This is a genomic window from Nonomuraea sp. NPDC048881 (genome assembly GCF_040649795.1).
Classification (GTDB): domain Bacteria; phylum Actinomycetota; class Actinomycetes; order Streptosporangiales; family Streptosporangiaceae; genus Nonomuraea.
The window spans coordinates 127,566-152,810 of record NZ_JBEZGC010000021.1; the positions used below are offsets into that span (position 1 = coordinate 127,566).

At 71.9% G+C, this 25,245-nt stretch carries 20 protein-coding genes and 1 pseudogene; 14 read left to right on the forward strand and 7 right to left on the reverse strand.

Annotated features, from left to right (window positions below):
* The first annotated feature begins 4 nt into the window (after positions 1–4).
* The 5 genes from AB0C33_RS43600 (at position 5) to AB0C33_RS43620 (ending at position 4,051) form a co-directional block, all read left to right on the forward strand.
* Complete coding sequence (locus tag AB0C33_RS43600; RefSeq protein WP_358299174.1) at positions 5–1,060, forward strand: winged helix DNA-binding domain-containing protein; 1,056 nt, start codon at positions 5–7, stop codon at positions 1,058–1,060.
* Between the two features lie 71 nt (positions 1,061–1,131).
* Positions 1,132–1,707, forward strand: coding sequence for a 3'-5' exonuclease (locus tag AB0C33_RS43605; protein WP_358299177.1), 576 nt, complete (start codon positions 1,132–1,134; stop codon positions 1,705–1,707).
* A 286-nt stretch (positions 1,708–1,993) separates the two neighbouring features.
* Positions 1,994–2,446 (forward strand): hypothetical protein, encoded by a 453-nt coding sequence (locus AB0C33_RS43610; protein ID WP_358299180.1) that lies wholly within the window; start codon positions 1,994–1,996, stop codon positions 2,444–2,446.
* 175 nt (positions 2,447–2,621) lie between these two features.
* Entirely contained in the window at positions 2,622–3,188 is a 567-nt protein-coding gene (locus AB0C33_RS43615; RefSeq protein ID WP_358299183.1) for a DUF4291 domain-containing protein, read from the forward strand.
* Between the two features lie 335 nt (positions 3,189–3,523).
* Positions 3,524–4,051: a hypothetical protein gene (locus AB0C33_RS43620; RefSeq protein ID WP_358299186.1), complete on the forward strand. Its 528-nt coding sequence runs from the start codon at positions 3,524–3,526 to the stop codon at positions 4,049–4,051.
* A 382-nt stretch (positions 4,052–4,433) separates the two neighbouring features.
* Here AB0C33_RS43620 and AB0C33_RS43625 read toward each other — a convergent pair whose 3' ends face one another.
* On the reverse strand, positions 4,434–5,096 hold the full coding sequence (locus tag AB0C33_RS43625) for a hypothetical protein (protein ID WP_358299189.1): 663 nt from the start codon (positions 5,094–5,096) through the stop codon (positions 4,434–4,436).
* A 91-nt stretch (positions 5,097–5,187) separates the two neighbouring features.
* Here AB0C33_RS43625 and AB0C33_RS43630 point away from each other — a divergent pair, with 91 nt between their 5' ends.
* Entirely contained in the window at positions 5,188–5,832 is a 645-nt protein-coding gene (locus AB0C33_RS43630) for a TetR/AcrR family transcriptional regulator (protein WP_358299192.1), read from the forward strand.
* Between the two features lie 989 nt (positions 5,833–6,821).
* On the opposite strand, the gene AB0C33_RS43635 is transcribed toward AB0C33_RS43630, so the two are convergent.
* Positions 6,822–7,514: an L-2-amino-thiazoline-4-carboxylic acid hydrolase gene (locus tag AB0C33_RS43635; RefSeq protein WP_358299195.1), complete on the reverse strand. Its 693-nt coding sequence runs from the start codon at positions 7,512–7,514 to the stop codon at positions 6,822–6,824.
* Positions 7,515–7,955: 441 nt separating this feature from the next.
* Here AB0C33_RS43635 and AB0C33_RS43640 point away from each other — a divergent pair, with 441 nt between their 5' ends.
* Both AB0C33_RS43640 and AB0C33_RS43645 read left to right on the forward strand, forming a co-directional pair.
* On the forward strand, positions 7,956–8,828 hold the full coding sequence (locus AB0C33_RS43640) for an SDR family NAD(P)-dependent oxidoreductase (protein WP_358299198.1): 873 nt from the start codon (positions 7,956–7,958) through the stop codon (positions 8,826–8,828).
* 19 nt (positions 8,829–8,847) lie between these two features.
* On the forward strand, positions 8,848–9,321 hold the full coding sequence (locus tag AB0C33_RS43645) for a MerR family transcriptional regulator (protein ID WP_358299201.1): 474 nt from the start codon (positions 8,848–8,850) through the stop codon (positions 9,319–9,321).
* 109 nt (positions 9,322–9,430) lie between these two features.
* Here the strand turns inward: AB0C33_RS43645 and AB0C33_RS43650 are convergent, their stop codons facing one another.
* From AB0C33_RS43650 to AB0C33_RS43670, 5 genes are all read right to left on the reverse strand, one after another.
* On the reverse strand, positions 9,431–10,777 hold the full coding sequence (locus AB0C33_RS43650; protein ID WP_358299204.1) for a carotenoid oxygenase family protein: 1,347 nt from the start codon (positions 10,775–10,777) through the stop codon (positions 9,431–9,433).
* A 56-nt stretch (positions 10,778–10,833) separates the two neighbouring features.
* Positions 10,834–12,663: an MFS transporter gene (locus AB0C33_RS43655; RefSeq protein ID WP_358299207.1), complete on the reverse strand. Its 1,830-nt coding sequence runs from the start codon at positions 12,661–12,663 to the stop codon at positions 10,834–10,836.
* A gap of 87 nt (positions 12,664–12,750) precedes the next feature.
* Positions 12,751–13,317: a TetR/AcrR family transcriptional regulator gene (locus AB0C33_RS43660; RefSeq protein WP_358299211.1), complete on the reverse strand. Its 567-nt coding sequence runs from the start codon at positions 13,315–13,317 to the stop codon at positions 12,751–12,753.
* 406 nt (positions 13,318–13,723) lie between these two features.
* The gene (locus AB0C33_RS43665) at positions 13,724–14,716 is read right to left on the reverse strand and encodes a hypothetical protein (RefSeq protein WP_358299214.1); all 993 of its coding nucleotides are present in this window, start codon (positions 14,714–14,716) and stop codon (positions 13,724–13,726) included.
* Positions 14,717–14,765: 49 nt separating this feature from the next.
* On the reverse strand, positions 14,766–15,605 hold the full coding sequence (locus tag AB0C33_RS43670; RefSeq protein ID WP_358299217.1) for a hypothetical protein: 840 nt from the start codon (positions 15,603–15,605) through the stop codon (positions 14,766–14,768).
* 267 nt (positions 15,606–15,872) lie between these two features.
* Here AB0C33_RS43670 and AB0C33_RS43675 point away from each other — a divergent pair, with 267 nt between their 5' ends.
* The 6 genes and pseudogenes from AB0C33_RS43675 to AB0C33_RS43700 all read left to right on the forward strand — a co-directional run bounded on the left by AB0C33_RS43675 (position 15,873) and on the right by AB0C33_RS43700 (position 25,193).
* Positions 15,873–16,244, forward strand: coding sequence for a hypothetical protein (locus AB0C33_RS43675; protein ID WP_358299220.1), 372 nt, complete (start codon positions 15,873–15,875; stop codon positions 16,242–16,244).
* 702 nt (positions 16,245–16,946) lie between these two features.
* Positions 16,947–17,849 (forward strand): annotated as a pseudogene (locus tag AB0C33_RS43680) (RNA polymerase sigma factor); the annotation flags it as partial.
* Between the two features lie 343 nt (positions 17,850–18,192).
* Positions 18,193–18,951: a class I SAM-dependent methyltransferase gene (locus AB0C33_RS43685; RefSeq protein WP_358299223.1), complete on the forward strand. Its 759-nt coding sequence runs from the start codon at positions 18,193–18,195 to the stop codon at positions 18,949–18,951.
* Positions 18,952–18,962: 11 nt separating this feature from the next.
* A complete protein-coding gene (gene add / locus AB0C33_RS43690) occupies positions 18,963–19,901 on the forward strand; it encodes an adenosine deaminase (RefSeq protein ID WP_358299226.1) in 939 nt (312 codons plus the stop codon).
* A gap of 157 nt (positions 19,902–20,058) precedes the next feature.
* Positions 20,059–23,901 carry a Pls/PosA family non-ribosomal peptide synthetase gene (locus tag AB0C33_RS43695; protein WP_358299228.1) on the forward strand — a complete coding sequence of 1,281 codons (3,843 nt, stop codon included), beginning with the start codon at positions 20,059–20,061 and terminating at the stop codon, positions 23,899–23,901.
* The gene (locus AB0C33_RS43700) at positions 23,898–25,193 is read left to right on the forward strand and encodes a M1 family metallopeptidase (protein WP_358299255.1); all 1,296 of its coding nucleotides are present in this window, start codon (positions 23,898–23,900) and stop codon (positions 25,191–25,193) included. The genes AB0C33_RS43695 and AB0C33_RS43700 overlap by 4 nt, the downstream gene beginning before the upstream one ends.
* Positions 25,194–25,245 lie beyond the last annotated feature (52 nt).

The following is a 25,245-nucleotide window of genomic DNA, read 5'->3' on the forward strand; positions in this document are numbered from 1 at the left end:
GTAGATGCTCACCCTCAGAGACCTCAACCGCGCCACCTTGGCCCGGCAGCACCTCCTCGCCCGGCACGAGGGCCGCCCGGCCGACGTCGTGCACCGGCTGGCCGGGCTGCAGGCGCAGGAGCCGCGGCCGCCCTACCTGGGGGTGTGGACGCGGCTGGCCGGCTTCCGGCGCGACGACCTGCACGACTCGCTGCACGCGGGCGGCCTGGTGCGGGCGACGATGATGCGGGCCACGCTGCACCTGGTGACGGCGGAGGACTACGCGTCCTTCCGCCCGCTGCTGCGTCCCATGCTGGCCGCCGCGGCGCGCCGGTTCGAGGGCGTCGACTTCGAGGCCGTCGCCGCGGTCGCCGACCGGCTGCTCGCCGACGGGCCGCTCACCTTCAACGAGCTGCGGCCCCTGCTGCTGAAGGAGTTCCCCGGCGCGGACGAACGGGTGCTCGGCTACGCCGTGCGCATGATGACGCCGCTGGTCATGGTGCCGACGCAGGACCGGTGGAGCTTCCCGCGCGAGTCCGCCTTCGGGCTGCCCGGCGTCGAACTGGACCCGGCGCCCAGCGCGGAACGCCTGGTCGAGCGGTACCTCGCCGCGTTCGGCCCGGCCACCCCCGCCGACGTCCAGACCTGGTCGGGACTGGGCGGGATGCGGGCCGTCATGAAGGGGATGGAGCTGGACAGGCTCGCCGACGAGACGGGACGCGAACTGTTCGACCTGCCCGGCGCGCCGCGGCCGGGCGGCGACGTGCCCGCGCCGGTGCGCTTCCTGCCCGACTTCGACAACCTCGTCCTGGGGCACGCCGACCGTACGCGGGTGCTGGCGGACGAGTTCAGGCCGCTGGTCGCGACCAAGAACCTGCGGATCAAGGCCACGTACCTGGTGGACGGGTTCGCGGCGGGGACCTGGCAGATCAAGCGGTCCGGCAAGAAGGCCAAGCTCATCATCAGCCCCTTCGCCGCGCCGACGCCTCTGGACGTCCTGGAGGAGGAAGGGCTCGCGCTCCTCGCCTTCGCCGAACCGGACGCGACCACCTACACCCTCGAACACACCCCACCCGACTGACCACCCCGCCCGAAGAACGAACGTGTGAAATTGAGATGCCGGAGCCGGGGGTGCATCCCTACCCTCGGCCCATGCGTCACGAATCCGCCCTGTTGAACGTCATCGATGTGGAAGCCACCTGCTGGGACGGGCAGCCGCCGCCCGGCTCCGTCAACGAGATCATCGAGATCGGCCTCACCGTCGTGGACGTGTCGGCGCGGAGCCGGGTGTCCCGGCACCGCATCCTGGTCCGCCCCGTCCGATCGGCGGTGAGTGACTTCTGCACGGAACTGACCGGCCTGACGCAGGCCGAGGTGGAACAGGGTGTCACCTTCGCCGAGGCGTGCCGGATCCTCGCCGAGGAGTACGACGCCGGGGAGCGTCCCTGGGCGAGCTGGGGCGAGTACGACCGCCGGCAGTTCGCTCGACAGAGTCAGGCCGACGGAGTGGCCTACCCGTTCGGCTATCCAACGGAACGCACCCATACCAACGCCAAGGCCGTGTTCGCGGCGGCGTACGGACTACGCAAGAAACCCGGCATGGATCACGCTCTGCAGATCGCCGGACTGCCGCTGGAGGGACGCCATCACCGCGGCGAGGACGACGCGTGGAACATCGCGGCACTCGTCCTCGACCTGTTGGACCGCGGGGCATGGCCGGGCCTCTAGCTCCTGGTGGGACTGACCCGGTTGTGTCGGTGCGGCCTCGTAGACTCCCCGGCCACGTCGTCGAAGGGATCGCCGTGGAAGACCCGACAGGTATCGCAGCGCTGACCGAGATCCTGCCTGCGGATCTCGGCGCGGACGAGGAAATCGACTGGCCGGACTGGACGAGCACAACCCCTGCCCTCTCAGCATCGACCTGCGTAACGCGTCGCGCATGCCACGTGCTCTGGCGAACCGCGCTTCTTGGGGGACGGGGACTTGGACGGCCTTCTCCCGGATCATGCAGCCGATGCCGCGTCTGCGGGCGGGCACGTCGGTGATCATGTTGGGGCCCGGACTCTGGCGGGAGGGGTGCAGGGTGGCGGGGTCGGTTCCGAGGCCGGCGGCGGCTACGCCGGACGACGTGATGCGGGCGCGGGCCGAGACGGCGATGAGCCTTCCGGCTCCACTGGTGGCACTGTGGAGGGTGCGGGACGGCCTGCACACAGAGTCCGGTGTCGTGGTGTACTCGGCGGGAGACATCGGTGAACGCAACGCCACCTACGAAGTCGCGCAGTATGCACCAGGATTCCTCCTCGTCGGCGATGACAGCGGCGGCTGCGGGTTCCTTCTGCGTGCCGACGACCCGGACTCCGCCGTGTTCTCCTCCGGTCTGGGCGATCTGGATCCTGCGGGCTTCGACGTCGTGGCCGCGGGCTTCGCGTCCTGGATCGCATCGCTTGGTCCCGGCCCTTCCTGCTGACGAGCGGCGTTCTCGGGCGGCTGCTGCTTCGGGTCCGTGCGGACGCCAAGCATTTGATCACATCGACATCGACATGACGCCACGCTGCCGGAGCCCGAAACAGCCGTCAGCAAGTCGCCTTGACGGACGCAAAAGGCTTCGCGATGTGAGTGCACCGGATGGCAGGGTGCAGCGCATGGCACCTCAGTACCAGATTCGCGCAGACTACGACGCTGACACGATCGTGGTCTACCAGGCGTATGCACCTGCCATAGCCGACGCGGCGCTGCGAGCGGGCCGTTTCGTCGCGCCGTTCTCCTTCCACAGGATGACCTGGATCAAGCCCTCGTTCCTGTGGCTCATGCATCGCAGCAACTGGGCCCGCAAAGCCGGTCAGGAGCGCGTTCTCGCAGTGCGGATGACCCGGCGGGGCTGGGAGGAGGCTCTGTCCCAGGCCGTGCTCACGACAGCGGATCCGGCGGCTGTGGCCCAGGCAGCCGTCCATGTCCAGTGGGACCCGGAACGTTCGTCGCGCGGAACGGCACTGAACCACTACAGCATCCAGGTCGGCATCGGCCGCAAGCTGATCCGCACGTTCACCGACGACTGGATCGTCAGCCTCACCGACCTCACCCCCCAGGTCCGCAAGGCCACCGTATTGACACAAACCGGGCATGCTGCCAAGGCTCAGCGGCTGTTCCCCGCCGAGCGGGTGTATCCACTTCCGCGGACGCTGGAAAGCCTCCTGTCCCCGGGCAGATGACGGGCCGGTCGGCGAGGAGGCGAACCGTGCCATGAGCGCATGGGTGTGCCGTTCGCCGTGGTTCTGGCCGGTCGCGGACGCCGCGGGGCCCGCCCTTCGGAGGGATGACGACGACGGATACAGGGCCGGGACGGAGACAGGATCTCTTCGGTCATGGCCGCGGTCTCGTGCAGCAGCCTCCACAGCAACCGTTCACCTAGCGCATGCGCGGGGCCGGTGAACAGCGTCTCCAGGCGGCCGGCGGGGATGGCGTGGTCGCCGCGGCGGGTGTCGGGGCGGGGTGCGGTAGCGCAAAGTGATCAGACGGCCATAGTTCAACTACTCATTGTTATCGCATGCTGGGAGTGTCCGATCATGCTCTTCCCGGAGGCGCCATGTTCCCACCGCAACATAGAGCGACCTGCCCCCAAGCCGAGCACGCCCTCGACCTGCTCGCCTCAGCCAAGCAGAAAGGCAAGCCCGCCATGAAGCACCTCCTACGCCTGGCCGCGACGACAGTGGCCACCGCGGCGATCGGCGCGCTGGTCGGCGCGGTGGCGCCCGCCCAAGCCCACACCGCGCAGGCCGCCGCACAAGGCGCCTTCTCCTTCACAGGTGCCCGCGGAACGCCCTCCCCCAAGGACATCACCCTGCACTGGCGCGGCACCTGCGAGCGAGCTGCGGGATTCCAGCGCTCAACGTCGCGAGGTTCGTCGAGGCCTTCGTTGACGGGAGCTCCGATCGTCTTGATGGCCGGCACGACTGTGCGCATCATCCGGCTGGAGAGCTTGGAGAAGCCCAGCAGGAAGACCTCGCTGCGCTCGAAGTGGGCGGTGATCCGGCGCAGCAGCCGGACGAAGGTGGGCTTGGTCATCCACGGGTAGAGCCCGTCCATGACCACGACCCCCGGCCGAGCGGCCGGGAGCGCCTCCAGCCAGCCGTCCTCGTCGAGTGACACGGCCAGCGGGTCGATGCGGTCGGTCTCGCCGTAGAGCTGCGCTCGTACGGCCAGGGGCAAGCTCGGCGGGCGCCGAGCCCGGGACGGGGACCATCTCCGACTTCATCGAGTGGAAAGCCGGCTGAGGACGCACTCGCCGGGAGCACGACCATGGTCCTGCCTAGCGCGTCCAGCGGTGCCGTGCCAGCCGGCGATGTCCCGCGTCGGACTCGACGTGGCCATCGCGGAGCCCGAGATGACCAGGCTCACCCGGGTCAGCGGGGCGCGGCGGTCGGCCCGCGCGAGACGCGCCGCGCGGCCAGGAGGCCTCAGGCTGCGCGCGGGAGCCGGTCCCGGAAGGTCGCGATCCCTCGCCACGCCACCCACGCCAGGAGGCCGGCCGCGAATCCGTACACCGCTACCAGCCCGTGTCCGTTGCCCTGCGCGAACCACATCACCAGTCCCAGTGCCGGCACGCCGACCGCGAGCAGCCGCTCCTTGACGAGCCGGGTCCGCATCAACAGGGCCGTGGCCAGGGTCGCCCCCAGGAAGTAGGTGGCCCCCGAGCTGCCGGCGAAATTACGCGGGTCGGTGCTGGGGCCGCCCATCCCGAGGAGTGCGTCGACCCGCTCCGGCAGAAAGATGCCGCCCGCGAACAGCGCCGCCGTCAGCAGCCCACCCCAGAACCACTGCGCCAAGGCCGCCACGGCGGCGAGCGTCGCGATGTTCCACACGGCTCCGGCGACGCCGCCGTTCTGCATGAAGACCGAGGTCACGACTCGCCACCATCCGGTCTTGGCGGGGTCGTTGTCGAGGGTGTCCATGGCGCCAGGCCACACCAGCTGGATCAGCACTCCGCTCACGGCCAGCGCCGTCAGCACCACCGCGACCCACGGGACGGGCCGGCCGCGCCACGGCCCCAAGGCCAGCCCACCGTTGATCATCATCACCATCAGCGCGGCCGTGGTGGCGAAGAACAGCAACTCACTCAAGGCAGACCCCATTTCGAACACCGTTCAAAAACGTTGCAGCGGAGGCTAGCACAAGATTTGAACAGCGTTCAAAATGCGTTACCGTGGGGACATGAAGCTCACCCAGGAGCGAATCGTCGATGCGGGGATGGCCACGTTCGCCGAGTGCGGTTACCACGGCCTGTCCATGCGCCAGGTGGCCATGCGCCTCGACGCCACGGCGGGCAGCCTCTACTACCACGTCAAAAGCAAGAGCGACCTGCTGACGATGATGGCCGACCGCGTCTGCCGGCAGGCATACGACGCCGCCACAGCCGCCCTGGAGGCACTTCCGCCCGAATCCACCTGGCGCGAGGAGATCGAAGTCCAGGCCCTCACCCTCCGCCGAAGCCTCCTCGAGCACCCCGGTGGCGCCATCCTCCTGGCCGACAGCCCCAAGATGCTCAGCACCGGGAGTCTGTCCCTCATGGAGCGCCTCCTGCGAACCCTGCTGGACGCCGGCGTCCCCGACCCGCACCGCGTCACAGCCGCCGACACCCTCCTGAGCCACATCACCGGATTCGCCCTCCAGGAACAGAGCGACTCCGAACCCCCCGCCCTCACCCCGGAGCACTACGCCGACCTGCGTACCCGCTTCCCCCTGACCTTCGAAGAAGCCCCCGGACACGGCCAGGACGAGAAGTTCCACCGAAGCATCCACCTGCTCTGCACAGCCATCGAAAGCCTCATCCCCCAAGGTCGCAGGCAGCCGACGTGATCAGTGACGGCTCGGGCAAGCGGCAGCGGCCACCGGGCAGCAGATTCAGGGTTCGCGCCCGCCTCAGAGCCTGCGACTGTCACCATCAGGTCAGGCCGGCCGTCGGTGCGATCGGCGACGCTCTTGCGCTCCAGGCGCCCTGCGGCGCGTCGGCGACCACCTCCTGGCCGCTGACACCGGTCCTGTGGAGTCGGTGATCCTCAGCTGGAGGACATCGACTCCGGCCGGTCGGCGAGTGTCTCCAGGCGGCTGCCGCACGGCGAGGTGACCGCCATGACGAGGCTGGGGACCCCAGCCTGATGATATGAGGTGCCATCGGCGGGGCGCCGCCGCCGTGCGGAACCCGTGCCAGTCGCCCGCCGCGTTCAGCGCGAAGGCCGCGTGAGCGGTGGACGACGGCCGCACACGCCGCTGCTCGCGATCCTCGGGGTGGCGGCCTGGGGAGCGAGTTCGTCGCCGCCGGTCACCTCGCGGTCGCCGAGGTGGCGCTACTCCCGGCGTCGTAGTGCGATCGTCTCCTGCCCCCTCGGCGAGTTCTGCCTCCTCCTGCCCCTCGAAAACCGGAACAGCAGGACGGTGGGGAGATCAGGCTGATGGCCGGAGCGGCCGGGCTCGATCCCTGCTCTTCAACACCGTCCAACGGCACCTGCTGAGCGACGCCTTCGACGACGCCCTGTCCCGAGGGGGCCGCCCGAGCGGCGGCGACCGGTGCTACGTGCTGGTGCGGCGGCTGCTCGACTCGCTCAACAATCCGTTCTGGGACAACCCCGCCATCAAGGACGCCACGAGACCCGTCACGACACCCTGCGGCACGCGATGGCCCCCGGCCATCCCTTCCTCACTCTTGATGCCGGGCGTCACCGTCGCTGTGGCTGCGCCGGAGCAGGAGATGTCTCACCTATCGCGCGGGGCGCCCAAGGGCCGCCGCGGCGCGTGGGGGCTCCGCCGCGACCGCGAAGAAGCCCCCGGACGGCGTGACCGTCAGAGCATCAGCCCGTTGCCCCATTCCGGCTGCGGTTTCGACTGAAGTGGAAGGGACAGTGCGTGCCGCCCGTTCCGATGGTGGTCCGGCGATCGAACCGGAAGCCATGCCGGTCGGGCGCGATGGACTCGATCCAGTTGATGTCGAACGCGCACATGACCGGGGTCAGCTCCGGTGCCGAGTTGGCGACCAGAACGTCGTGGTAGAAGCACCGGTGCACGTCGAGGTGGTAGCGCTCGTCGTCCTCGACGGTCCGGTCGAAGACGAATCCCTTCCCGAACGCGTACTCCTCGCGTGACCTGCTCAGCTCGACCATGGCGGCGAAGGCGTCCGGCGCGTTGTCCAGCACCGCCTGGGTGCCCTCCTTCAGAGCGTCGCCGAGCGGTTCGATGAACGACGCTCGTACGACGGCGACGGCCGCCTCCCGGCCCAGCCTGGGCAGGAGCAGAGCGTAGGCGGCCACCAGGGCCAGGGTCATGCGCAGGTTGTGGCGGGCGGGCTCATCAACGATCAGGGACTGCTGAGCCGCTTCGAGTTCGCTCTGCCGTGCCCGCATGGCGGACACGAGATCGCCAGGAAGCGCGCGCTCATGCAGGATCGCGGCGAGATGGTCGTAGAACGCGTCCAGGAGCAGGGTCGTGTCCCGGTCGGGATCGGGGACGTAGGCGCCTTCGGCGAGCCCGAACTGGTCGGTGGACATGGTCATCCTTTCGTGTACGGCTCGGCGCGTACACGACCGCGATCCCGCGTGGAGAGGTGACTGGTCGTGCCGCGGCCAAGCAGGCACGCCAGCGCGCTCCACCGACCGACCAGGCGCTGACGAACTTGTGGTGATGTTTCGGCGCCAGCCTGCCACACCCCCGACGATCATGTTCATCCGGCGGCCGACGAAGCCCGGCGCGCGCCCGACCGCCGCCCGCCGTCAGTCGGGGAGGGCACACCCCCAGCCGTGGCCGGCTCGCGCTTCCCGGTGCGCCTGCTCCACCGGCGCACTCAGCGGTTCGCTGCGGCCGCACGAACGTCCACCGAACCGGCCACGCCGCCTCCCACGATCCCCGGCCGTCCAAGAGCGACGATCATCGTCGCGCCGCCGGAAGGCCTGTTTGCCTTCGAGCGCGCTCGAATGTCTATCTTCGCCGTCATGACCACGACGAACGGGACCAAGACCTGGATCATCACCGGCGCGAGCTCCGGGCTCGGCCTGGCGCTGGCCGAGGCGGCGCTGGCCGCGGGCGAGCAGGTGCTCGGCACGGCGCGGCGGGCCGGCCGGTTCGACGCGCTCCGGGCTCGGTACGGTGACCGGCTGCTGCCGGTCGAGCACGACGTGCGCGACACGGACGGGGCCGCGGCGGTCGTACGGCGTGCGCTCGACGCGTTCGGGCACGTCGACGTACTCGTCAACAATGCCGGAGCCGGGCAGGTGGGCGCCGCGGAGGAGGTCACGGACGCGCAGTTGCGCGACATGCTCGACCAGCATCTCTTCGGTCCGGCCGCCTACGTGCGCGCGGTGCTGCCGCACATGCGTGCGCGTCGTTCCGGTGCGATCGTGCAGATGAGCAGTCAGGGCGGGCGGATGTCCTTCCCCGGCGTCGGCAGCTACTCGGCCGGCAAGTTCGCGCTCGAAGGCTGGTCGGAGGCGCTGGCGGGCGAGGTCGCGCCGTTCGGCGTGCGCGTCCTCATCGCCGAGCCCAGCCGCTTCCGCACCGCCTTCAATTCCGCCGACGTGCTCAGGACCGTGGACCACCACCCGGTCTACGACGAGGTGCTCGGCGCCGTCCGCGCGAACATGGCCGAGGCCGACGGCGTCCAGGAGGGCGACCCGGCACGCGCCGCCCTGGCCATCCGCGACATCCTCGACACGCCCGGCGCGCCGCTCAGGCTTCCGCTCGGCGCCGAGGCCGTGCGCAATCTCACCCGCAGCTACACGAACGCGCTCAGCGACGTCGAGAAGTGGGCGCATGTAAGCCAGACGGCCGACTTTCCCGGCATGCCGCCCGCGCTGCGCGCGTTCTGAGCTCCGTACCCTGTCGAACATGGCCACCGAAGACCTGATCGAGCGCATCCTCGCGGCCGGCGACGAACCGTCCGCGTCGGTCATCGACGCGCTGCACGAACTCCTGGACGACACCGCGATCGAGGCCTCGGCGACGCCCAGGAGCGTCGCCGAGGCCGCCCGCCTGGTCGGCCTGTCCCCCCACACCCTCCGCTACTACGAGCAGGAGGGACTGCTGCGGCCGGCACGCAACGCCTCCGGTTACCGGGAATACTCGGTGTTCGACCTGCGCCGCCTCGTCTTCCTCACCCGGATGCGGCTGTCGGGAATGACCATGCAGGATCTCAAGCGCTACATCGCCCTCGTCGAGCAGGGCCCGAGCACCGTCCCGGAACGCCGGCACATCATGCTCGACCAGCGCGACCGCATCGTGCGGCAGATCCGCGAGCTCACTCTCGCCCTGGAGACGACCGAATACAAGATCCGCGTCTACGACGGGCACCCAGAAGGCTGACCGGCCGCCGGGGTGACCGCGCAACAAGCCCTGACGAGCCTGGACAACGTGTCGTGCACGTCTGCTGGAGCGAATTGGCCTGACGTGCCTGACGGTTCATAAGGCTCGGCTACTGGTCGGTGTCGGGGATCCAGGAGCCGTGGATGCCGCCGGTGACGCGGCGGGGCAGGTGGACGGTGGCGATCCGGTCGAGGCCGGTGGCGTCCAGGACCAGGAGCTGCGAGGCGTCCTGCTTGAGATCGGAGACGACGGTGAGGAGGTAGCCGTCGTCCTCGCTGGTGGCGCCTTCGGCGGGGACGAAGACGGCCTCGCTGGGCAGGCGGGCGTCGCCGGCCTGGTGGACGCGGCGGGCGCCGGTCGCGCGGTCGTACTTGACGACGCCGTAGCCGCCGAAGCCGTCCTGGTCGGGGAAGGAGATGGCGTAGGTGTAGCGGTTCTCGGTCCCGAGGTAGTCCTCGTTGAGGGTGGGGAACTCCACGGCGAGGTCGTCGATCGTCTGCTCGTCGACGCTGCCCTGGGCGAGGTCGACGACCCAGCGGCGGGTGTAGGAGCGGGTGTTGGGCTCGGTGCCGCGGCCCGGCGCGCCGACCCACCAGTTCCAGGACAACTGGAAGCCCTGCCGGTCGACGGTGGGGCCCTCCAGGACGATGCGGCCCCGGCCGTCCTCATAGGCGTTGGCGGCGTGCAGCATGTTGCCGGGCTCGATGTCGAACCAGCGGATCTTGGCGGCGCCGTCGGCGGTGCGCGGCATGACGCAGATGCGGGAGGGCTGGGCGTCGCTCCAGCCATAGGGGATGCCGGAGTGCTCGGTCGGGTCGAAGGTGACCGAGCCCTCGACGAAGACCACGTGGTGGCGGGTGATCGCGAAGTCGTGCTTGAGGGAGGCCGAGGCGCCGGAGATCTCGGCGCTGTGCACGATCTGCCCCTTGGCGTCGGCGATGTAGTACAGGAGGTAGGGCGGGAACGGCGAGGAGCCGAAGAAGTGCAGTTCGCCGGTGACGGGGTCGGTCTTGGGGTGGGCGGTCATCGCGCTGCGCAGCTTGCCGTCGAAGTCGTAGGCGCCTACGGTCTCCAATTCGGCGTCCAGCTCGAACGGGAAGTTCGCCTCGCACAAGGCCAGCAGGCGTCCGGCGTGCTCGATGACGTGCGTGCCGGCCGGGCTGGCGGTCAGGTCCGGACCGTGCTCGGTCATGTAGGGGGCGCCGTCCAGGGCGGGGGTGCGGACCCACCGGTTGCGGTACCACTCGGCCCGGCCGTCCCGCAGCCGAATCCCGTGGACCATGCCGCTGCCCTTGAACCAGTGCGTCGGGGTGACGCCCGGCTTGGGGTTGTGGCTGTTGCGGATCAGCCGGCCGTTCAGCTCGGGCGGCAGGTGGCCTTCGACGGTCAGCCCGGTCGCGGTGATCTCGTCGACGGCGGGGGTGTAGTGGCCGGTCAGGTAGGGCTTGGTGGTCATGGGGAATTCCTCTCCCTTGATGTGGTGCGGGTGTTCTGCGGTGACACGGGTCGTCATCAGGCGGGCTGCTCGGCGTGGGTCTTCAGGGCCGTGAGCCAGGATTCGAGTGAGGCGTGCAGGGCCTGGCCGAGTTGCTCGGCGGCGGCCTCGACGGGCGCCCCGGCCCACGACTCCTCGGTGTGGACGGTGACGCGGTCGCCGTCGGCGGTGAACGTCCACACGTGCACGCCGTCGATGCCGCCGGCCGGGCCGCCCCACACGATCCGCTCGCCGGGGACGACCTCGAAGACGGTGGAGGTGATGTCCAGGCCGTGGGTGGTCCACCGGAAGGAGCCGCCGGGCTCCACCGGGCCGATGAGCGTGGCGGTGTCGATGTCGTCGTTCCAGGTCGGCCAGGCGTCGATGCCGGTGTGCAGCGCCCACACACGATCGATCGGGGCGTCGATGGTGGTGGACAGGCGGACGATCACCGGAGCGGTCTCGTCGATGGTGCGCATTTCGGGGTTCCTTTCGGTCGAACGGGTCAGCCAGGCGGCCAGGACGGCCGTGGCGAGCAGGACGGCGGCCGAGGCGGCGAACGCCGCGCGGTAGCCGTCGGTGAGGGCTTGGAGCTGCGGTGAAGAGGAGCCTGCGGTGACCGACCCGGCCAGCGTGGCCAGGACGGCGAGCCCTATCGCGCCGCCGACCTGGCGGGTGGTGTTCACCAGCCCGCCGGCCGTTCCGGAGTCCTCCTTGGCGATTGCGGCCATGGACAGGTCGGTGAGCTGGATGAAGGCGACACTGAGACCGAGCCCGATGAGCAGGCTCGGACCGAGCACGTCGGCGAGGTAGCTGCTTGCGGCGCTGATCTGCGCCAGCCACAGCGTCCCGGCGGCCTGCACGAGCAGGGCGGACACCAGCGTCCGGCGGGATCCGAGCCGGGCGGTGAGCCGGGGGGAGAGGGCGGAACCGACCATGACGGCGCCGGCGAGCGGAAGCTGGCCCAGGCCGGTGACCAGCGGGCTCTCGCCGAGGACCTCCTGCTGGTAGAGCGGCAGGAAGAAGAACAGCGCGAGCCACACCGACCCGAACACGGCCATCAGCAGGTTGCCCGCGGCCACCCGGCCGCCCCGCACCAGCCGCGGCGGCACCAGCGGATCGGGATGACGGCGTTCCACCAGGACGAACACCGCGCCGAGGACGGCGGCCACGGCGAGGGCGCACAGGACGCGCCCGTCGGTCCAGCCTTGTGCGCGTGCCGTGCTCAGACCCCATACCAGGCCAGTCAGGGACAGAGTGATCGTGAGGGTGCCGAGCGGGTCGAACCGGCCGCCGCGGCGCGGCTGGGCACGCGGGGTGCCGAGCGCGACGGACAGCAGCACCGCGAGGGTACCGGCGGTGACGGCGAAGAACAGCGCCCGCCAGCCCCACGCCTGGGCCAGGAGACCGCCCAGGAGCACCCCGGCGGCGCCGCCGGCGCCCGAGACCGCGCCCCACACCCCCAGCGCCCTGCCCCGGCCGGGGCCAGGCGGGAACAGGCCCATCACCACGGCCAGCGCAGCCGGGGCGATCGCCGCCGCTCCCATCCCCTGCACGGCACGGGCCGTGATCAGCACACCCGCCGAGGACGCCAGACCCGACGCGGCCGAGGCCGTCCCGAAAACCGCCAGCCCGCCGAGCAGGAGCCTGCGATGGCCCAGCAGGTCCGCGGCCCGCCCGCCGGCCAGCAGCAGGGCGCCGAACGCCAGCCCGTAGGCGTTGACGACCCACGTCGTGGCGTCGTCGGAAAGACCGGCGCCGTCCCGGATCTGGGGGAGCGCCACGTTCACGATCGAGTTGCCGAGCACGACGAGGAACTGCGCCGCGGCCAAGGCGGCGAGCGCTGGGCCAGTGGCTGTCTTACGCATCTCCGACTCCATTGTGTGTGGTTAATCACTCACTCTTGCGTGGGAAAGAAGCGGGGCTCGCGCCCCGCCGACGTCGCCCGGGATGGCTCAATAGTGCGTGATGCCCGCCGAGAGGGTCCGCGCCCAGGGCGCCTGCACCTCGTCGGCGCCGGTGGACACCAGCAGGTGGCACAACATGCCCCGGGCGAAGAAGTCCTGGACGTGGGCCTCGCTGCCACCGGAGGCGCCGCGCACGTACTCCACCAGACGGGCGTAGCCCTGCCGGACCGCCTCGCGCACGGCGGGCTCGGACACCGCCGCCGCCTGGGCGTGCAGCTGGATCAGCATCAGATCGTTGTCGCTGATCAGATGCGCGTAGGCGTCGCCCATCGCGCGCAGGACGCTCTCGGCCGAGCCGCCGGCATGGGTGGCCACCGCCTGCTCCAGCGCGCCGCGCACCTTCACGAAGCAGTGCTCGACGACCGCCACGAACAGCGACTCCTTGCTCGGGAACAGCCGGTAGACATAGGCCTGGGAGATGCCTGCCGCCTTGGCGACCTCCGTCGTGGTCGTGCCCCAGTAGCCGCGGGCCGCGAAGGCGCCGATGGCGGTGGCGAGCACCGTCTCCCGGCGCTCGTCGGCGGTGGACAGCTGTCGCGCTCGGCTCGTCGTCATGTGAGTAATAAACCACTCACACTTCCTGGCGTCAAGCCAGCCACTCGACCGCCGCCCCCGATCCGGGGCGGCGACGGCTCGCGCCGGCACCGTCCGGGCGGCCTTCACCGTGCGGCACCGGGTCGTCGCCACGACGTCGATGCGGGTGGGGCCCGGCTGGAGGGCTTCCCCGCAGTCGTGGCGGCTGCCGCGGCGGCTCGTACCGCGCGCTGAACGCGGTCTCCGGGACGGTGAGCCCACAGGCGGCGTCGCCGTCGCGTGCCCGTGCCGGACGTCTTCCAGATCGCGCTCGAGATCAAGGTGGCGGCGCCGGATCAGCGACCCAGATCGTGACCGGCGGGGCCAGAGCGGCGGGCTGCTCGGCGGCCGCCTCCAGCGCCGGGCTCTGCTGCAGCAGGCCGGACACCTAGGCGAGGCCGAGGTCCCGCCGCACGCGGGCGTAGTGGCGGCCCGGCAGCAGGCTGCCGACCGCCCACGGCTGGTTCTCCGGCATGCGCCTGCCCAAGCCCTCCAGCAGGCGCTGCGCGCCGGTGAGGTGGCCGCCGTGGAAGAGCGCCGCGCCGAACAGGTGCGCGGCGTCCAGCGCCCTAGGATGCGGCCGGGCGCCCTCGCGCCATTTGTCGGAGGCCGCCACCAGCGGGCCGGCCACCTCAGGGTCGCCGAAGTAGCCTTCGAGGATCTCCCGCGCCGTACGCTCCGACTCGCCGATCCGGCCCCACGCGACTTCGAAGTGGGCCAGCGCCAGCGTTGCCGTCACCGGGTCGCCCGGCGGCGCCGCGTCCGCCGCGTGGCGGGCGAAGGCCAGCACCTCGTCGTCGGAGCCGTACCACTTGCCGCACAGCACCTGGACGCGGGTGTAGTGGCCCGGATACAGGTGCGGAGCGCGGGCGGTCAGCTCCGTCCAGAGGCGGTCGAGCTCCTGTCGGCCGGCCTGCGCGCCGAGCGCGTGCCACTGCAGCCGCTCCCACGGAACGGGATCGTCCGGACGGGCCTCGGCGGCCTGCCGCAGCGGGACGGCGGCGTCCGCCAGCACCTCGTGGAAGCGGGCGAAGCGCTGGTCGCCCACGTACGCGGCGTAGGAGCCGCCGCGGATCGCCCATGCCCGCTGGATCCGGGCGGCGCCGAGCCAGAGCAACGCGTCGGGGTCGTCGCCGGCCAGCCGGAGCAGCGCCTCGGTGTGCGCACGGGCGGCGATCCCCAGTTGCTCGACGCGCAGCGCACGCACCTCGTGGTCGTCGCGCGCCTGGCGGACCAGCTCCAGGCCCGGCTCCAGCCGTCCGGCCCGCACCTGGCGCAGCGCCTGCTCCAGCGCGGGATCGTCCCACGACCGGCCCGGACGCATCCGCGAGGTCTTGTCGAGCAGCTCGGCCGCGGCCGTGATCACCCGTATCAAGGACATCCGTGATCAATACCGCACGTGATCATGGTGTCGCAACAGCGCCAAGCGGCTAGTTCCAGGCACCAGGCACCCCGTAGGGCACCTTGCCTTCGAGTTGCTCCTGATCGAGCACCTCGCTCTGCAGAGGCAGCGCAACGGTGACCTGCCGTCCCCAGGTGGAGTAGCGGGTGTCCGCCGTGAGCCGGAACACGGACCCCTTCCAGTGGTGCATGACCCCCTTGGCCGTGACTCGCTCCACCAGTCCGGCCGTGCTCAGGCGGATGGTGTAGGAGATGGTGCTGACGGGCTCGCTCAAGGAGTAGCCGCGAAAGCGCGAGGCGAAAGAACGCGACACCTTGACCAGCTTGTCAGCCTTGATCATGCCCTTCACCACCCCGCCCCGCCAGGACGTGCGGTGAGCCAGCAGCGTCTTGAGCGTGGCGGGCTCCAGAACCTCCAGCAGCGGGTTGCTGGCCGGCAGATCGGTGTGCGGATAGCGCACCCAGCTCGTGCCCTGCGGCAGTACGTCGGCGAATCGGGGGCCGGAGACGTAGTCGTCGTGGCCTGACGAGATCACCCTCAGGGGCAGCTCTTCAGCGGCGGCGTCCTCGGCCATGCCGAGTTTCTTCAGACCGCTCATCACCGTCTTGCTGAACCGCACGCGCTGGGACGTGTCAGAGGCGATCTCGCCTTGCGGCCCGAACCCGACCGTGCCGTCCAGGGCCTGGGTGTAGGACCCGGCGCGACCGTGGTCCACCTTCGCGGTGGACACGATGTTCACGCCCTTACCGCGGGTCAATGCGGCTCGGAGCGCTTCTACAGGGCCGTTCCCGGACGCCGCCTGGGCGGGGACGGCGACGAGCTGTGCCAGGCCCGCGGTCAGGATGACACCCATGACGGTCCGCTTCATCACGTTCCTCTGGAGATGGTGGGAGGGCGCAACAATCTTGTGCCTACGAGATCAACTGTCAAGCTGAACCGTGACCGTGGGGTCCCGGGCGGGGCCGGAACTCGGTGACGATCCTGAGCCCGACGTCATGAACTGCTGCGACCACTCCGCGGACGACGTTTGTCTGGGCCGGTGAAGCCGGGTTCCGGACAATTCAGCAGCCGCCAAGGCTGAGCCCTGACACGCCTACTGGGGCGTGCCTCCTCATCGAGCCGCGAGAGGCAATCCGTGATCGATAAAATGCCGCTTCGACGTCTGGCCGCCGGTCTGGGCAGCGCCGTCGTAGCGCTGGGTGGTGTCGGTGTGCTGTTCACCGCGACTCCCGCAGTGGCCTCGGCCAGCACAGCCACCGCCCTGATCTTCAAGTGCAAGTACGACGGCAACGTCCGCAGCTCTCCCCGGCTCGGACAGCCCAACTTCCTCTTCACCTGCTATGCGGGGACGCAGATCTACCCGCGCTGCTGGGTTCGTGGAGACTACAGCGGCGGGGACAACCGCTGGTACACCTGGCGTGGCGGCCAGGGCCAGCCGGACCGCTACATCCACTTCAGCCAGGTCTCCAGCGAAGGAGACGGCGGCGGCATGATCCAATGCCCCTAGTGCATCGGAAGTAGGTCCCTTCCGGCTCGGTCACGTAACGGCACCTGGACGGGTGGCCCGTGACCGAGCCGGAAGGCCGCGTCGGATGACGCAACCGGGGTTGCAGTGGACGTCCGTGTCGTACCGGGCGGCAGCACGCGCATCCGCGGTCCGCAGTTCCTGCCCGAATGCGGCCCGCCCCCCGACGATCGCCCGGCGGGCCTCGCGTTCCAGCACCCGAGCGCCATGGCGGTGGACGTCATCGAGGGTCCTGATCGACAGCGTCTTCGCATGCGCGTGGCGACCGGCTCTCACCGAAGCGTGCAGGCCGTGAAGCAGGCCAGGGCGGGGCGAGGGGGCGGGCGTCTTCTGGAGTGCCGTCGGCCGGCGGGGGTGGTGGCGAGGGGACGGGGTTGGGGGGCTGGTCAGGGGGTGGACGGCGCCGGCGGGGAAGCGATGATCGGGTGTTCGTCGAAGCCACGTTCGAGGAAGTGTTGGGTAGCCTGGTCAGAGACGGCCCTGCCAGGCCCCGCTTCTTCCGTTCCCTCATGCCCTGAAGGTTCCGACGCCTATCGGCCCGCTACGTTTCCCCGCCGGCCCTGCCCGCAGGCCGGCTCAGTCACTGAGCGTCCACCCAACGCGAGCGAGGAGAGAATTTTGTCCCAAGCAGCAGAGGTTCTCGAACTGGACGACACCATCGCCGACGGTGGCACGGCCGTCGGCGCCGACTCGGTCAAGACCTATCTGAAGGAGATCGGGCGCGTCCCGCTGCTCACCGCGGAGCAGGAGATCGAGCTGGCCAAGCGCATCGAGGCCGGCCTGTTCGCCAGGGAACGGCTCGACAGCGAGCCCGGCCTGCCCTCCGAGCTGCGTGCCGACCTGGAGTGGATCGCCGACGACGGCCTTCGTGCCAAGCGCCGCATGCTGGAGGCCAACCTCCGGCTCGTCGTCTCCATCGCCAAGCGTTACACCGGCCGCGGCATGCTCTTCCTCGACCTGATCCAGGAGGGAAACCTCGGCCTGATCCGGACGATCGAGAAGTTCGACTACCGGCTCGGCTACAAGTTCTCCACCTACGCCACCTGGTGGATCAAGCAGGCCATCACCCGTGCCATGGCCGACCAGGCCCGGACGATCCGCATCCCCGTGCACATGGTCGAGCTGATCAACAAGGTGGCCCGCGTGCAGCGCCGCCTGCAGTCCGACCTGGGCCGCGAGCCCACCCCCGAGGAGATCGCCGCCGAGACCGATCTCGACGTCGAGCGGGTGTCGGAGGTGCAGGGCTACGGCCGGGAGCCGATCTCGCTGAGCACGCCGCTCGGCGAGGAGGGCGACAGCGAGTTCGGCGACCTGATCGAGGACACCGAGGCCGTCTCCCCGGCCGACGCGGTCTCGTTCACGCTGCTGCAGCAGCAGTTGCACAGCCTGCTCGACCAGCTTTCCGAGCGCGAGGCGGGCGTGATCACGATGCGCTACGGCCTGGCCGACGGCAAGCCGCGCACCCTCGACGAGATCGGCCGCGTCTACGGGGTCACCCGTGAGCGCATCCGGCAGATCGAGGCCAAGACCATGTCCAAGCTGCGTCACCCCTCCCGGGCCATGGCGCTGCGCGACTACCTGAGCTGACCGCCCGGTCCCGGGAGCGGCGGCACGCCGCTGCCTGAGCCGATCGTTCCCGCCCGGGAACGGCATCACGCGACACGCCGAGCAGGGCTCGCCGCGTGGACGTGGAGCGTCACCGCCTTGTCGACCGAACCAGCCGCCGCGACGCCGGCGCGACCAGCGACAGGCACGACCTCCGTCCACCCCGGCGACGGCCACCCGAGCACCCGCGTGCCGCGCGCCACGGCGACGCGCCCGTCACCCACGGGGAAGAGCGGTCCAGGGGTGGGAAAGGGCGGGTAAAAGGGCGCTCTGGAGTGTGTGGAGCCTGGAGCGGGCCGGGTGGGCCGGACCTACTCTGCCCAACGTGAAACGCTCCCGTACGAGCCTCGTCCACCAGGCCGCCTACGCGTTCCGGCACCCCCACAGGATCGCCCCCCACCTGCGCCGGCTGGCCCGCGACACCTGGTTCCGGCTCCGCACCCACGACCACGTCACCTACTACCGCGCCGTCATGAGGTCCGACACGGCCCGCGACCCCGAGGGCGCCGTGGGGTCGCACCGGCACCGGCGCTGGCTCGCCCTGGGACGCATGCAGTTCGACTACCTGGTGGAGCACGGGCTCAAGCCCGACTGCCGGATGCTGGAGATCGGCTGCGGGAACCTGCGCGCCGGCCGCCTGTTCATCGGCTACCTGTTCACCGGCAACTACTACGGCATCGACATCTCGCCCGACATCCTGCTGGCCGCCCAGGACACGGTCGAGAAGCACGCCCTGCAGGACAAGTTGCCGTACCTGGCGCCGGTGCGCGACCTGCGGCTGGCGTTCCTGCCGGACGAGTACTTCGACGTCGTCCACGCCCACAGCGTCTTCTCGCACTCGCCGATCGAGGTCATCGAGGAGTGCTTCGCCAACGTGGGCCGGGTCATGAAGCCGGACGGCTGGTTCGACTTCACCTTCGACCGGACCGAGGGCGAGGAGCACCACGTCCTGCGCGAGGACTTCTACTACCGCACCGAGACGCTGGTCGAACTGGCCCGCAAGCACGGTCTGAAAGCGACGTTCATGGACGACTGGGAGCAGGGCCCACATAAGCAGTCGAAAATCCGCATCACCCGGCGATAACCTCCCGGAGAGTGAGAGACCTCCGCCTGCTGCCCAAGGCCCACCTGCACGTCCACCTGGAGAGCACCGTACGGCCCGCGACCGTGCGCGAGCTGGGCGGCCCGCCCGAGCCCGAGGGCCCGTTCGCCGATTTCCGCGAGTTCGCCGACCAGCGGGCCAAGGTGCGCGGCCTGCTGCGCACCCCTGAGCACTTCCGGCGCGTCGCCCTGGAGTTCTGCGAGGACGAGGCCGCCCAGGGCACCCGCTACGTCGAGGTCACCTTCACCGCCGCCGCCCACGGCGAACGGCTGGGCGCCCCGGAGATGCCGCTGGAGGCGGTGCTCGACGGCCTGGCCGAGGGCAGGCGGTACGGCGTCGAGGCCCGGGTGCTGCTCGACCACTCCAGGCGGCGGCCCCTGGAGCGGCTGTGGCGGACGTACGAGCTGGCCACCCGCTACGACGAGGTGATCGGCCTCGGGCTCGCGGGCGACGAGGCCCATCCGCTGGCCCCCTTCGCCGAGGTGTTCGCCGCGGCCGGGCACGCGGGCCTGCACCTGGTGCACCACGCGGGCGAGGCCGCCGGGCCGGCGAGCATCCGCGAGGCGCTGGACCTCGGCCGCACCGAGCGGCTCGGCCACGGCATCCGGGTGCTGGACGACCCGGCGCTGGTGGCAGAGGTGCGCGAGCGCGGCGTCCCGCTGGAGGTCTGCCCCACGTCGAACGTCCTGCTCGGGCTGGTGCCGTCACTGGCCGAGCACCCGCTGCCGCGCCTGCGCGAGGCGGGGCTCGCGGTCACGGTCAACACCGACGGCGAGACGGCGCTGGCCGACGAGTACCTGCGGCTGCGCGAGGTCTTCGGGTACGGCGACGACGTCCTGGCCGAGCTGGCCCGCGCCTCGATCAGGGCCTCCTTCGCCCCGGACGCCCTCAAGGCGGACCTGCTGGCCGCCGTCGACGCCTGGCTCCGCTGACCCGACCGGCCCCCGCCGGGCACGGCGATCTCCGTCACATCGTGGAATAGTTGGCGAATCGGCGACCGTTGCGAACGGAGGTGGCGCGAACGCCACGACAGTGGCAGCCCGCGGCCTTGACGGGCCGGGGCCGACCGCCCGACCGAAGGAGCAGCGTTTGCGCACCGACTCGGCAGACTTAAGACTCAGGACCGCGTCGGCGGTCTACCCGGCGGGCATGCTGGCCGCGCCGCCCCGCACGCTGATCGACATCCTCGACGAGACCACCCGCCGCCACCCCGACGCGCCCGCGCTGGACGACGGCGCCGTGTGCCTGGACTACCGGTCGCTGCGCGCCGAGGTCGACCGGGTCGCCGCCGAGCTGGCCGCGGCCGGCGTCGGGCGCGGTTCCCGGGTGGGCGTGCGCATCGCCTCCGGCACCGCCGAGCTGTACGTCTCCATCCTCGCCGTGCTCGCGGCCGGCGCCGCGTACGTCCCCGTGGACGCCGACGACCCGGACGAACGCGCCGAACTCGTCTTCGCCGAGGCCGCCGTGGACGCCGTGCTCGACGGCGGCCCGGTCACTCCCGCCCGCCAGGCGGCCACGCCCGAGCGGCCCACCCCGGACGACGACGCCTGGATCATCTTCACCTCCGGCTCCACCGGCAGGCCCAAGGGCGTGGCGGTGACGCACCGCTCGGCCGCCGCGTTCGCCGACGCCGAGGCCGGGCTCTTCCTGCAGGACCGGCCGCTCGGCCCCGGTGACCGGGTGCTGGCCGGGCTGTCGGTGGCCTTCGACGCCTCCTGCGAGGAGATGTGGCTGGCCTGGCGGCACGGCGCCTGCCTGGTGCCCGCGCCCAGAGCGCTCGTGCGCACCGGCATGGACCTGGCCCCCTGGCTGGCCGGGCAGGGCGTCACCGCCGTCTCGACGGTGCCGACGCTGGCCGCGCTCTGGCCCGCCGCGCACCTCGACGGCATCCGGCTGCTCATCTTCGGCGGCGAGGCCTGCCCGCCCGAGCTCGCCGAACGGCTGGCCGTGCCCGGCCGCGAGGTGTGGAACACCTACGGGCCCACCGAGGCGACCGTGGTGGCCTCGGCCGCCCGCCTGACGGGGGAGGGGCCCGTACGCATCGGCCTGCCCCTGGACGGCTGGGACCTGGCGGTCGTGGACGGCGCGGGCGAGCCGGTCGCCATGGGCGAGACCGGCGAGCTGATCATCGGCGGCGTGGGCCTGGCCCGCTACCTCGACCCGGCCAAGGACGCCGAGAAGTACGCGCCGCTGCCGTCCCTGGGCTGGGAGCGCGCCTACCGCAGCGGCGACCTCGTCCGCGCCGAGCCCGAGGGTCTCGTCTTCGCCGGCCGCGCCGACGACCAGGTGAAACTGGGCGGACGCCGGATCGAGCTCGGCGAGGTGGACGCCGCGCTGAACGCGCTGCCCGGCGTCACCGGCGCGGCCGCGGCCGTCCGCACCGCGGGCGGCGGCCACCAGGTGCTCGTCGGCTACGTCGTCACCGGGCCCGGCTTCGACGCCGGACGGGCCCGCGAGCTGCTGGCCGGCTCGCTGCCCGCCGCGCTCGTGCCCCGCCTGGCCCCTGTGGACGCCCTGCCCACCAGGACCTCCGGCAAGATCGACCGGGACGCGCTACCGTGGCCGCTGGACGGCCCGGCCGCCGCGGACCCCGGCCTGACCCCGGCCCAGGAGCTGCTGGCCGCGCAGTGGACCGAGATCCTCGGCGTGCGCCCGGAAGGGCCCGGGTCGGACTTCTTCGCCGACGGCGGCACCAGCCTGGCCGCCGCCCGCCTGGTCTCCGTGCTCCGGGCCACCTGCCCCGACGTGGCCGTCGGCGACGTCTACGCCCACCCGACCCTCGCCGGACTGGCCGAGCTGCTGGCCGCCAGGGGCGGGACGCAGGCCCCCGCGCACGCCGCGGCCGCCCCCATGCCGAAACGCGCCGCGCTGGCGCAGACCGCGCTGATGATCCCGCTGCTCACCGTGGGCGCGCTGCGCTGGGTCGTGCCGCTGGCCGCGCTCGGCAACGTGCTCGCCCCGCCGTGGGCGCCGCGGCTGTCGTGGTGGTGGGTGACGCTCGGCGCGCTGGCGTTCGTCACCCCCATGGGACGCATGGGCCTGTCGGCGGCGGTCGCCCGGCTGCTGCTGCGCGGCGTGCGCCCCGGCGCCCACCCGCGCGGCGGCGGCGTGCACCTGCGGTTGTGGTTCGCCGAGCGGTTCGCCGACCGGCTCGGCGTGCCCGACCTGGCCGGCGCGCCGTGGATGGCCTGGTACGCCCGGCTGCTCGGCGCCACCGTCGGCCCGGACGCCGACCTGCACTCGCCTCCGCCGATCACCGGCCTGCTCAAGCTGGGCAGGGGCGCCTCCGTCGAGCAGGAGGTCGACCTGTCCGGCCACTGGTACGACGGCGACCTGCTGCGCGTCGGCGAGATCCGCATCGGCGCGGGCGCCACCGTCGGCTCCCGCTCGACCCTCCTGCCCGGCGCGCGCGTCGGCAAGAACGCTCAGGTCGCCCCCGGTTCCGCGGTGGCCGGGACGGTCCCGTCGGGCGAGCGCTGGGCCGGCGTCCCGGCCTTCCGCCAGGGCAAGCCGCGCCGTTCCCGGCCGGCGGAGCGCGCCGCCCGCTCCCGCCCGTGGGTCGCGCTGTACGGGGTGAGCGCGGTCGTGCTCAGCCTGCTCCCGGTGGCCGCGGCCGGTGTCGCGCTCGCCGTCCTGGCCGCCTTCGCCGGGGACGAGCCGACGCTCGGCGGCGCGCTGGCCGCCGCCCTGCCCGCCGTGCCGTTGGCCACGGTCGCCGGCATGGCCGCCTTCGCGCTGGTCACGCTGGCCGGCGTGCGGCTGCTCGGCCTGGGCCTGCACCCCGGTCACCATCCGGTGCACAGCCGTCCGGCCTGGCAGGCGTGGGTGACCGGCCGGCTGATGGCCTCGGCCCGGGTGTGGCTGTTCCCGCTGTACGCCAGCGTCCTGACGCCCGTCTGGCTGCGGGCGCTCGGCATGAAGGTGGGCCGCGGCGCCGAGCTGTCCACGGTGCTCGCGCTGCCCACGATGACCTCCGTCGGCGACGGCGCCTTCCTGGCCGACGACACCATGGTGGCCCCGTACGAGCTGGACGGCGGCTGGATGCGGCTGGCCTCGGCGCGGATCGGCAAGCGCGCCTTCCTCGGCAACTCCGGGATGACCGCCCCCGGCCGCAAGGTGCCCAAGGACGGCCTGGTCGGCGTGCTGTCGGCGACGCCCAAGAAGGCCAAGTCGGGCTCCTCGTACGTGGGCATGCCGCCCATGGAGCTGCGCCGCACGGCCGAGGAGGCCGACCGCAGCAGGACCTACGACCCGCCCGCGCGGTACCGGACGGCGCGGGCGCTGGTCGAGGTGTGCCGGGTGGTGCCCGCGATGGGCGTGGTCGCGCTGGCCGTGCTGGCGGTGGCGGCGTTCGAGTGGCTGGCCGCCGGTCACGGCTTCGCCGTGGCCGCCGCGCTCGGCGGGCTGGTGGTGCTGGCCGCCGGGGTGCTCGCCGCGGCGGTCGCCACGGCCGCCAAATGGGCGCTGGTCGGCCGGATCAAGGCCGGGAACAGGCCGCTGTGGAGCTCGTTCGTGTGGCGCAACGAGCTGGCGGACAACTTCGTCGAGGTGCTGGCCGCGCCCTGGTTCGCCCAGCCGTGGCTGGGGACCGCCCCGCTGAACGTGTGGCTGCGCTCCCTCGGGGCACGCGTCGGACGTGGGGTCACCTGCGAGACGTACTGGCTGCCGGAGGCGGATCTGGTGGCGCTCGGCGACGGCGCGTGCGTCAACCGGGGATGCGTGCTGCAGACGCACCTGTTCCACGACCGGGTCATGAGCATCGACACGGTGACGCTGGAGGCCGGCGCGACGCTCGGCCCGCACGGCGTCGTCCTGCCCGCCGCGCGGGTGGGCGCGGGCACGACGGTCGGGCCGGCGTCCCTGGTCATGCGCGGTGAGGCGCTGCCCGGCGGCAGCCGGTGGTTCGGCAACCCCGTCTCGGCGTGGCGATGACGGCGTACTTCCCCGGGCACGGCGACCACCGGTACGCGGTCGAGCACTACGACCTGGCGCTGCACTACCGGCTCGCGGCCAACCGGCTCGACGGCACCGCCCGCCTGACGGTCCGTGCCGCCGAGCCGCTCGCCGATCTCGGCCTCGACCTCGGCCACTTCCGCGTCCAGGGCGTCACGGTGGCCGGCCGGGCCGTCCGCCACACGCACGGCCAGGGCAAGCTGCGCCTCACCCTGCCCGGCCCGCTGGCCGCCGGGGAGCGGGCCGTCGTCGAGGTGCGGTACGCGGGCACGCCCGTCCCGGTGCGCAGCCCGTGGGGCGGCCTCGGCTGGGAGGAGCTGACCGACGGCGCGCTGGTGGCCGGTCAGCCGATCGGCGCGCCCTCCTGGTTCCCGTGCAACGACCGGCCGGACGACAAGGCCCCCTACCGGATCTCGGTGACGACGGCGCCGGCGTACCAGGTGATCGCCAACGGCGTGCTCACCGCCAGGCGGCGGGCGTCCGGGACCACGACGTGGGTCTACGAGCAGGCCGAGCCCATGGCGACGTACCTGGCCAGCGTGCAGATCGGGCGCTACCAGCTGTCGGAGGCGGGCGGCGCGCGCCTGGCCCACCCCGCGCGGCTGGCCGCCCGCGCCCGGCACGACTTCGGCCGCCAGGGCGAGATGATGGCGCTGTTCGGCGAGCTGTTCGGGCCCTATCCGTTCAGCGGCTACACCGTAGTCGTGGCCGACGACGACCTGGACATCCCGGTCGAGGCGCAGGGCATGTCGATCTTCGGCAGGAACCACGTGGACGGCGCGCGCGGCTGCGAGCGGCTGGTCGCGCACGAGCTGGCCCACCAGTGGTTCGGCAACAGCCTCACCGTGGCGGGGTGGGCCGACATCTGGCTGCAGGAGGGGTTCGCCACGTACGCGGAGTGGTTGTGGTCGGAACGCTCGGGCGGCCCGCCCGCGGACGAGCACGCGCTGCGCTGGCACCGCAGGCTCGCCGCCCTGCCGCAGGACTTCGTGCTGGCCGACCCCGGCCCGGCCGCGCTGTTCGACGACCGCGTCTACAAGCGCGGCGCACTGACCCTGCACGCCCTCCGCCGGGCGGCCGGCGACCAGGCGTTCTTCACGCTCCTGCGCTCCTGGGCCGACAGCCGCCGGTACGGCAGCGTCACCACGCGGGAGTTCGCCGCGCACGCCGAGCGGCACGTCCCGGCCGGCGCGCTGCTGACCGCGTGGCTGCACGACCGGCCCCTGCCGCCGATGGCGGGCGGCGCCCTGACCCGCGACCGCGGCGCCTGACCGGCCCCGAGCTGCGCATACCGCGCCGACCTGGTCGGACGGTCGCCGGGGT

Bases quoted from the DNA above. Each gene is read 5' to 3' on its own strand.
- AB0C33_RS43600 (WP_358299174.1), top strand. From the start codon at position 5: ATGCTCACCCTCAGAGACCTCAACCGCGCCACCTTGGCCCGGCAGCAC.
- AB0C33_RS43605 (WP_358299177.1), top strand. From the start codon at position 1,132: ATGCGTCACGAATCCGCCCTGTTGAACGTCATCGATGTGGAAGCCACC.
- AB0C33_RS43610 (WP_358299180.1), top strand. From the start codon at position 1,994: ATGCCGCGTCTGCGGGCGGGCACGTCGGTGATCATGTTGGGGCCCGGA.
- AB0C33_RS43615 (WP_358299183.1), top strand. From the start codon at position 2,622: ATGGCACCTCAGTACCAGATTCGCGCAGACTACGACGCTGACACGATC.
- AB0C33_RS43620 (WP_358299186.1), top strand. From the start codon at position 3,524: ATGCTGGGAGTGTCCGATCATGCTCTTCCCGGAGGCGCCATGTTCCCA.
- AB0C33_RS43630 (WP_358299192.1), top strand. From the start codon at position 5,188: ATGAAGCTCACCCAGGAGCGAATCGTCGATGCGGGGATGGCCACGTTC.
- AB0C33_RS43635 (WP_358299195.1), bottom strand. From the start codon at position 7,514: ATGTCCACCGACCAGTTCGGGCTCGCCGAAGGCGCCTACGTCCCCGAT.
- AB0C33_RS43640 (WP_358299198.1), top strand. From the start codon at position 7,956: ATGACCACGACGAACGGGACCAAGACCTGGATCATCACCGGCGCGAGC.
- AB0C33_RS43645 (WP_358299201.1), top strand. From the start codon at position 8,848: ATGGCCACCGAAGACCTGATCGAGCGCATCCTCGCGGCCGGCGACGAA.
- AB0C33_RS43650 (WP_358299204.1), bottom strand. From the start codon at position 10,777: ATGACCACCAAGCCCTACCTGACCGGCCACTACACCCCCGCCGTCGAC.
- AB0C33_RS43655 (WP_358299207.1), bottom strand. From the start codon at position 12,663: ATGCGTAAGACAGCCACTGGCCCAGCGCTCGCCGCCTTGGCCGCGGCG.
- AB0C33_RS43660 (WP_358299211.1), bottom strand. From the start codon at position 13,317: ATGACGACGAGCCGAGCGCGACAGCTGTCCACCGCCGACGAGCGCCGG.
- AB0C33_RS43665 (WP_358299214.1), bottom strand. From the start codon at position 14,716: ATGTCCTTGATACGGGTGATCACGGCCGCGGCCGAGCTGCTCGACAAG.
- AB0C33_RS43670 (WP_358299217.1), bottom strand. From the start codon at position 15,605: ATGAAGCGGACCGTCATGGGTGTCATCCTGACCGCGGGCCTGGCACAG.
- AB0C33_RS43700 (WP_358299255.1), top strand. From the start codon at position 23,898: ATGACGGCGTACTTCCCCGGGCACGGCGACCACCGGTACGCGGTCGAG.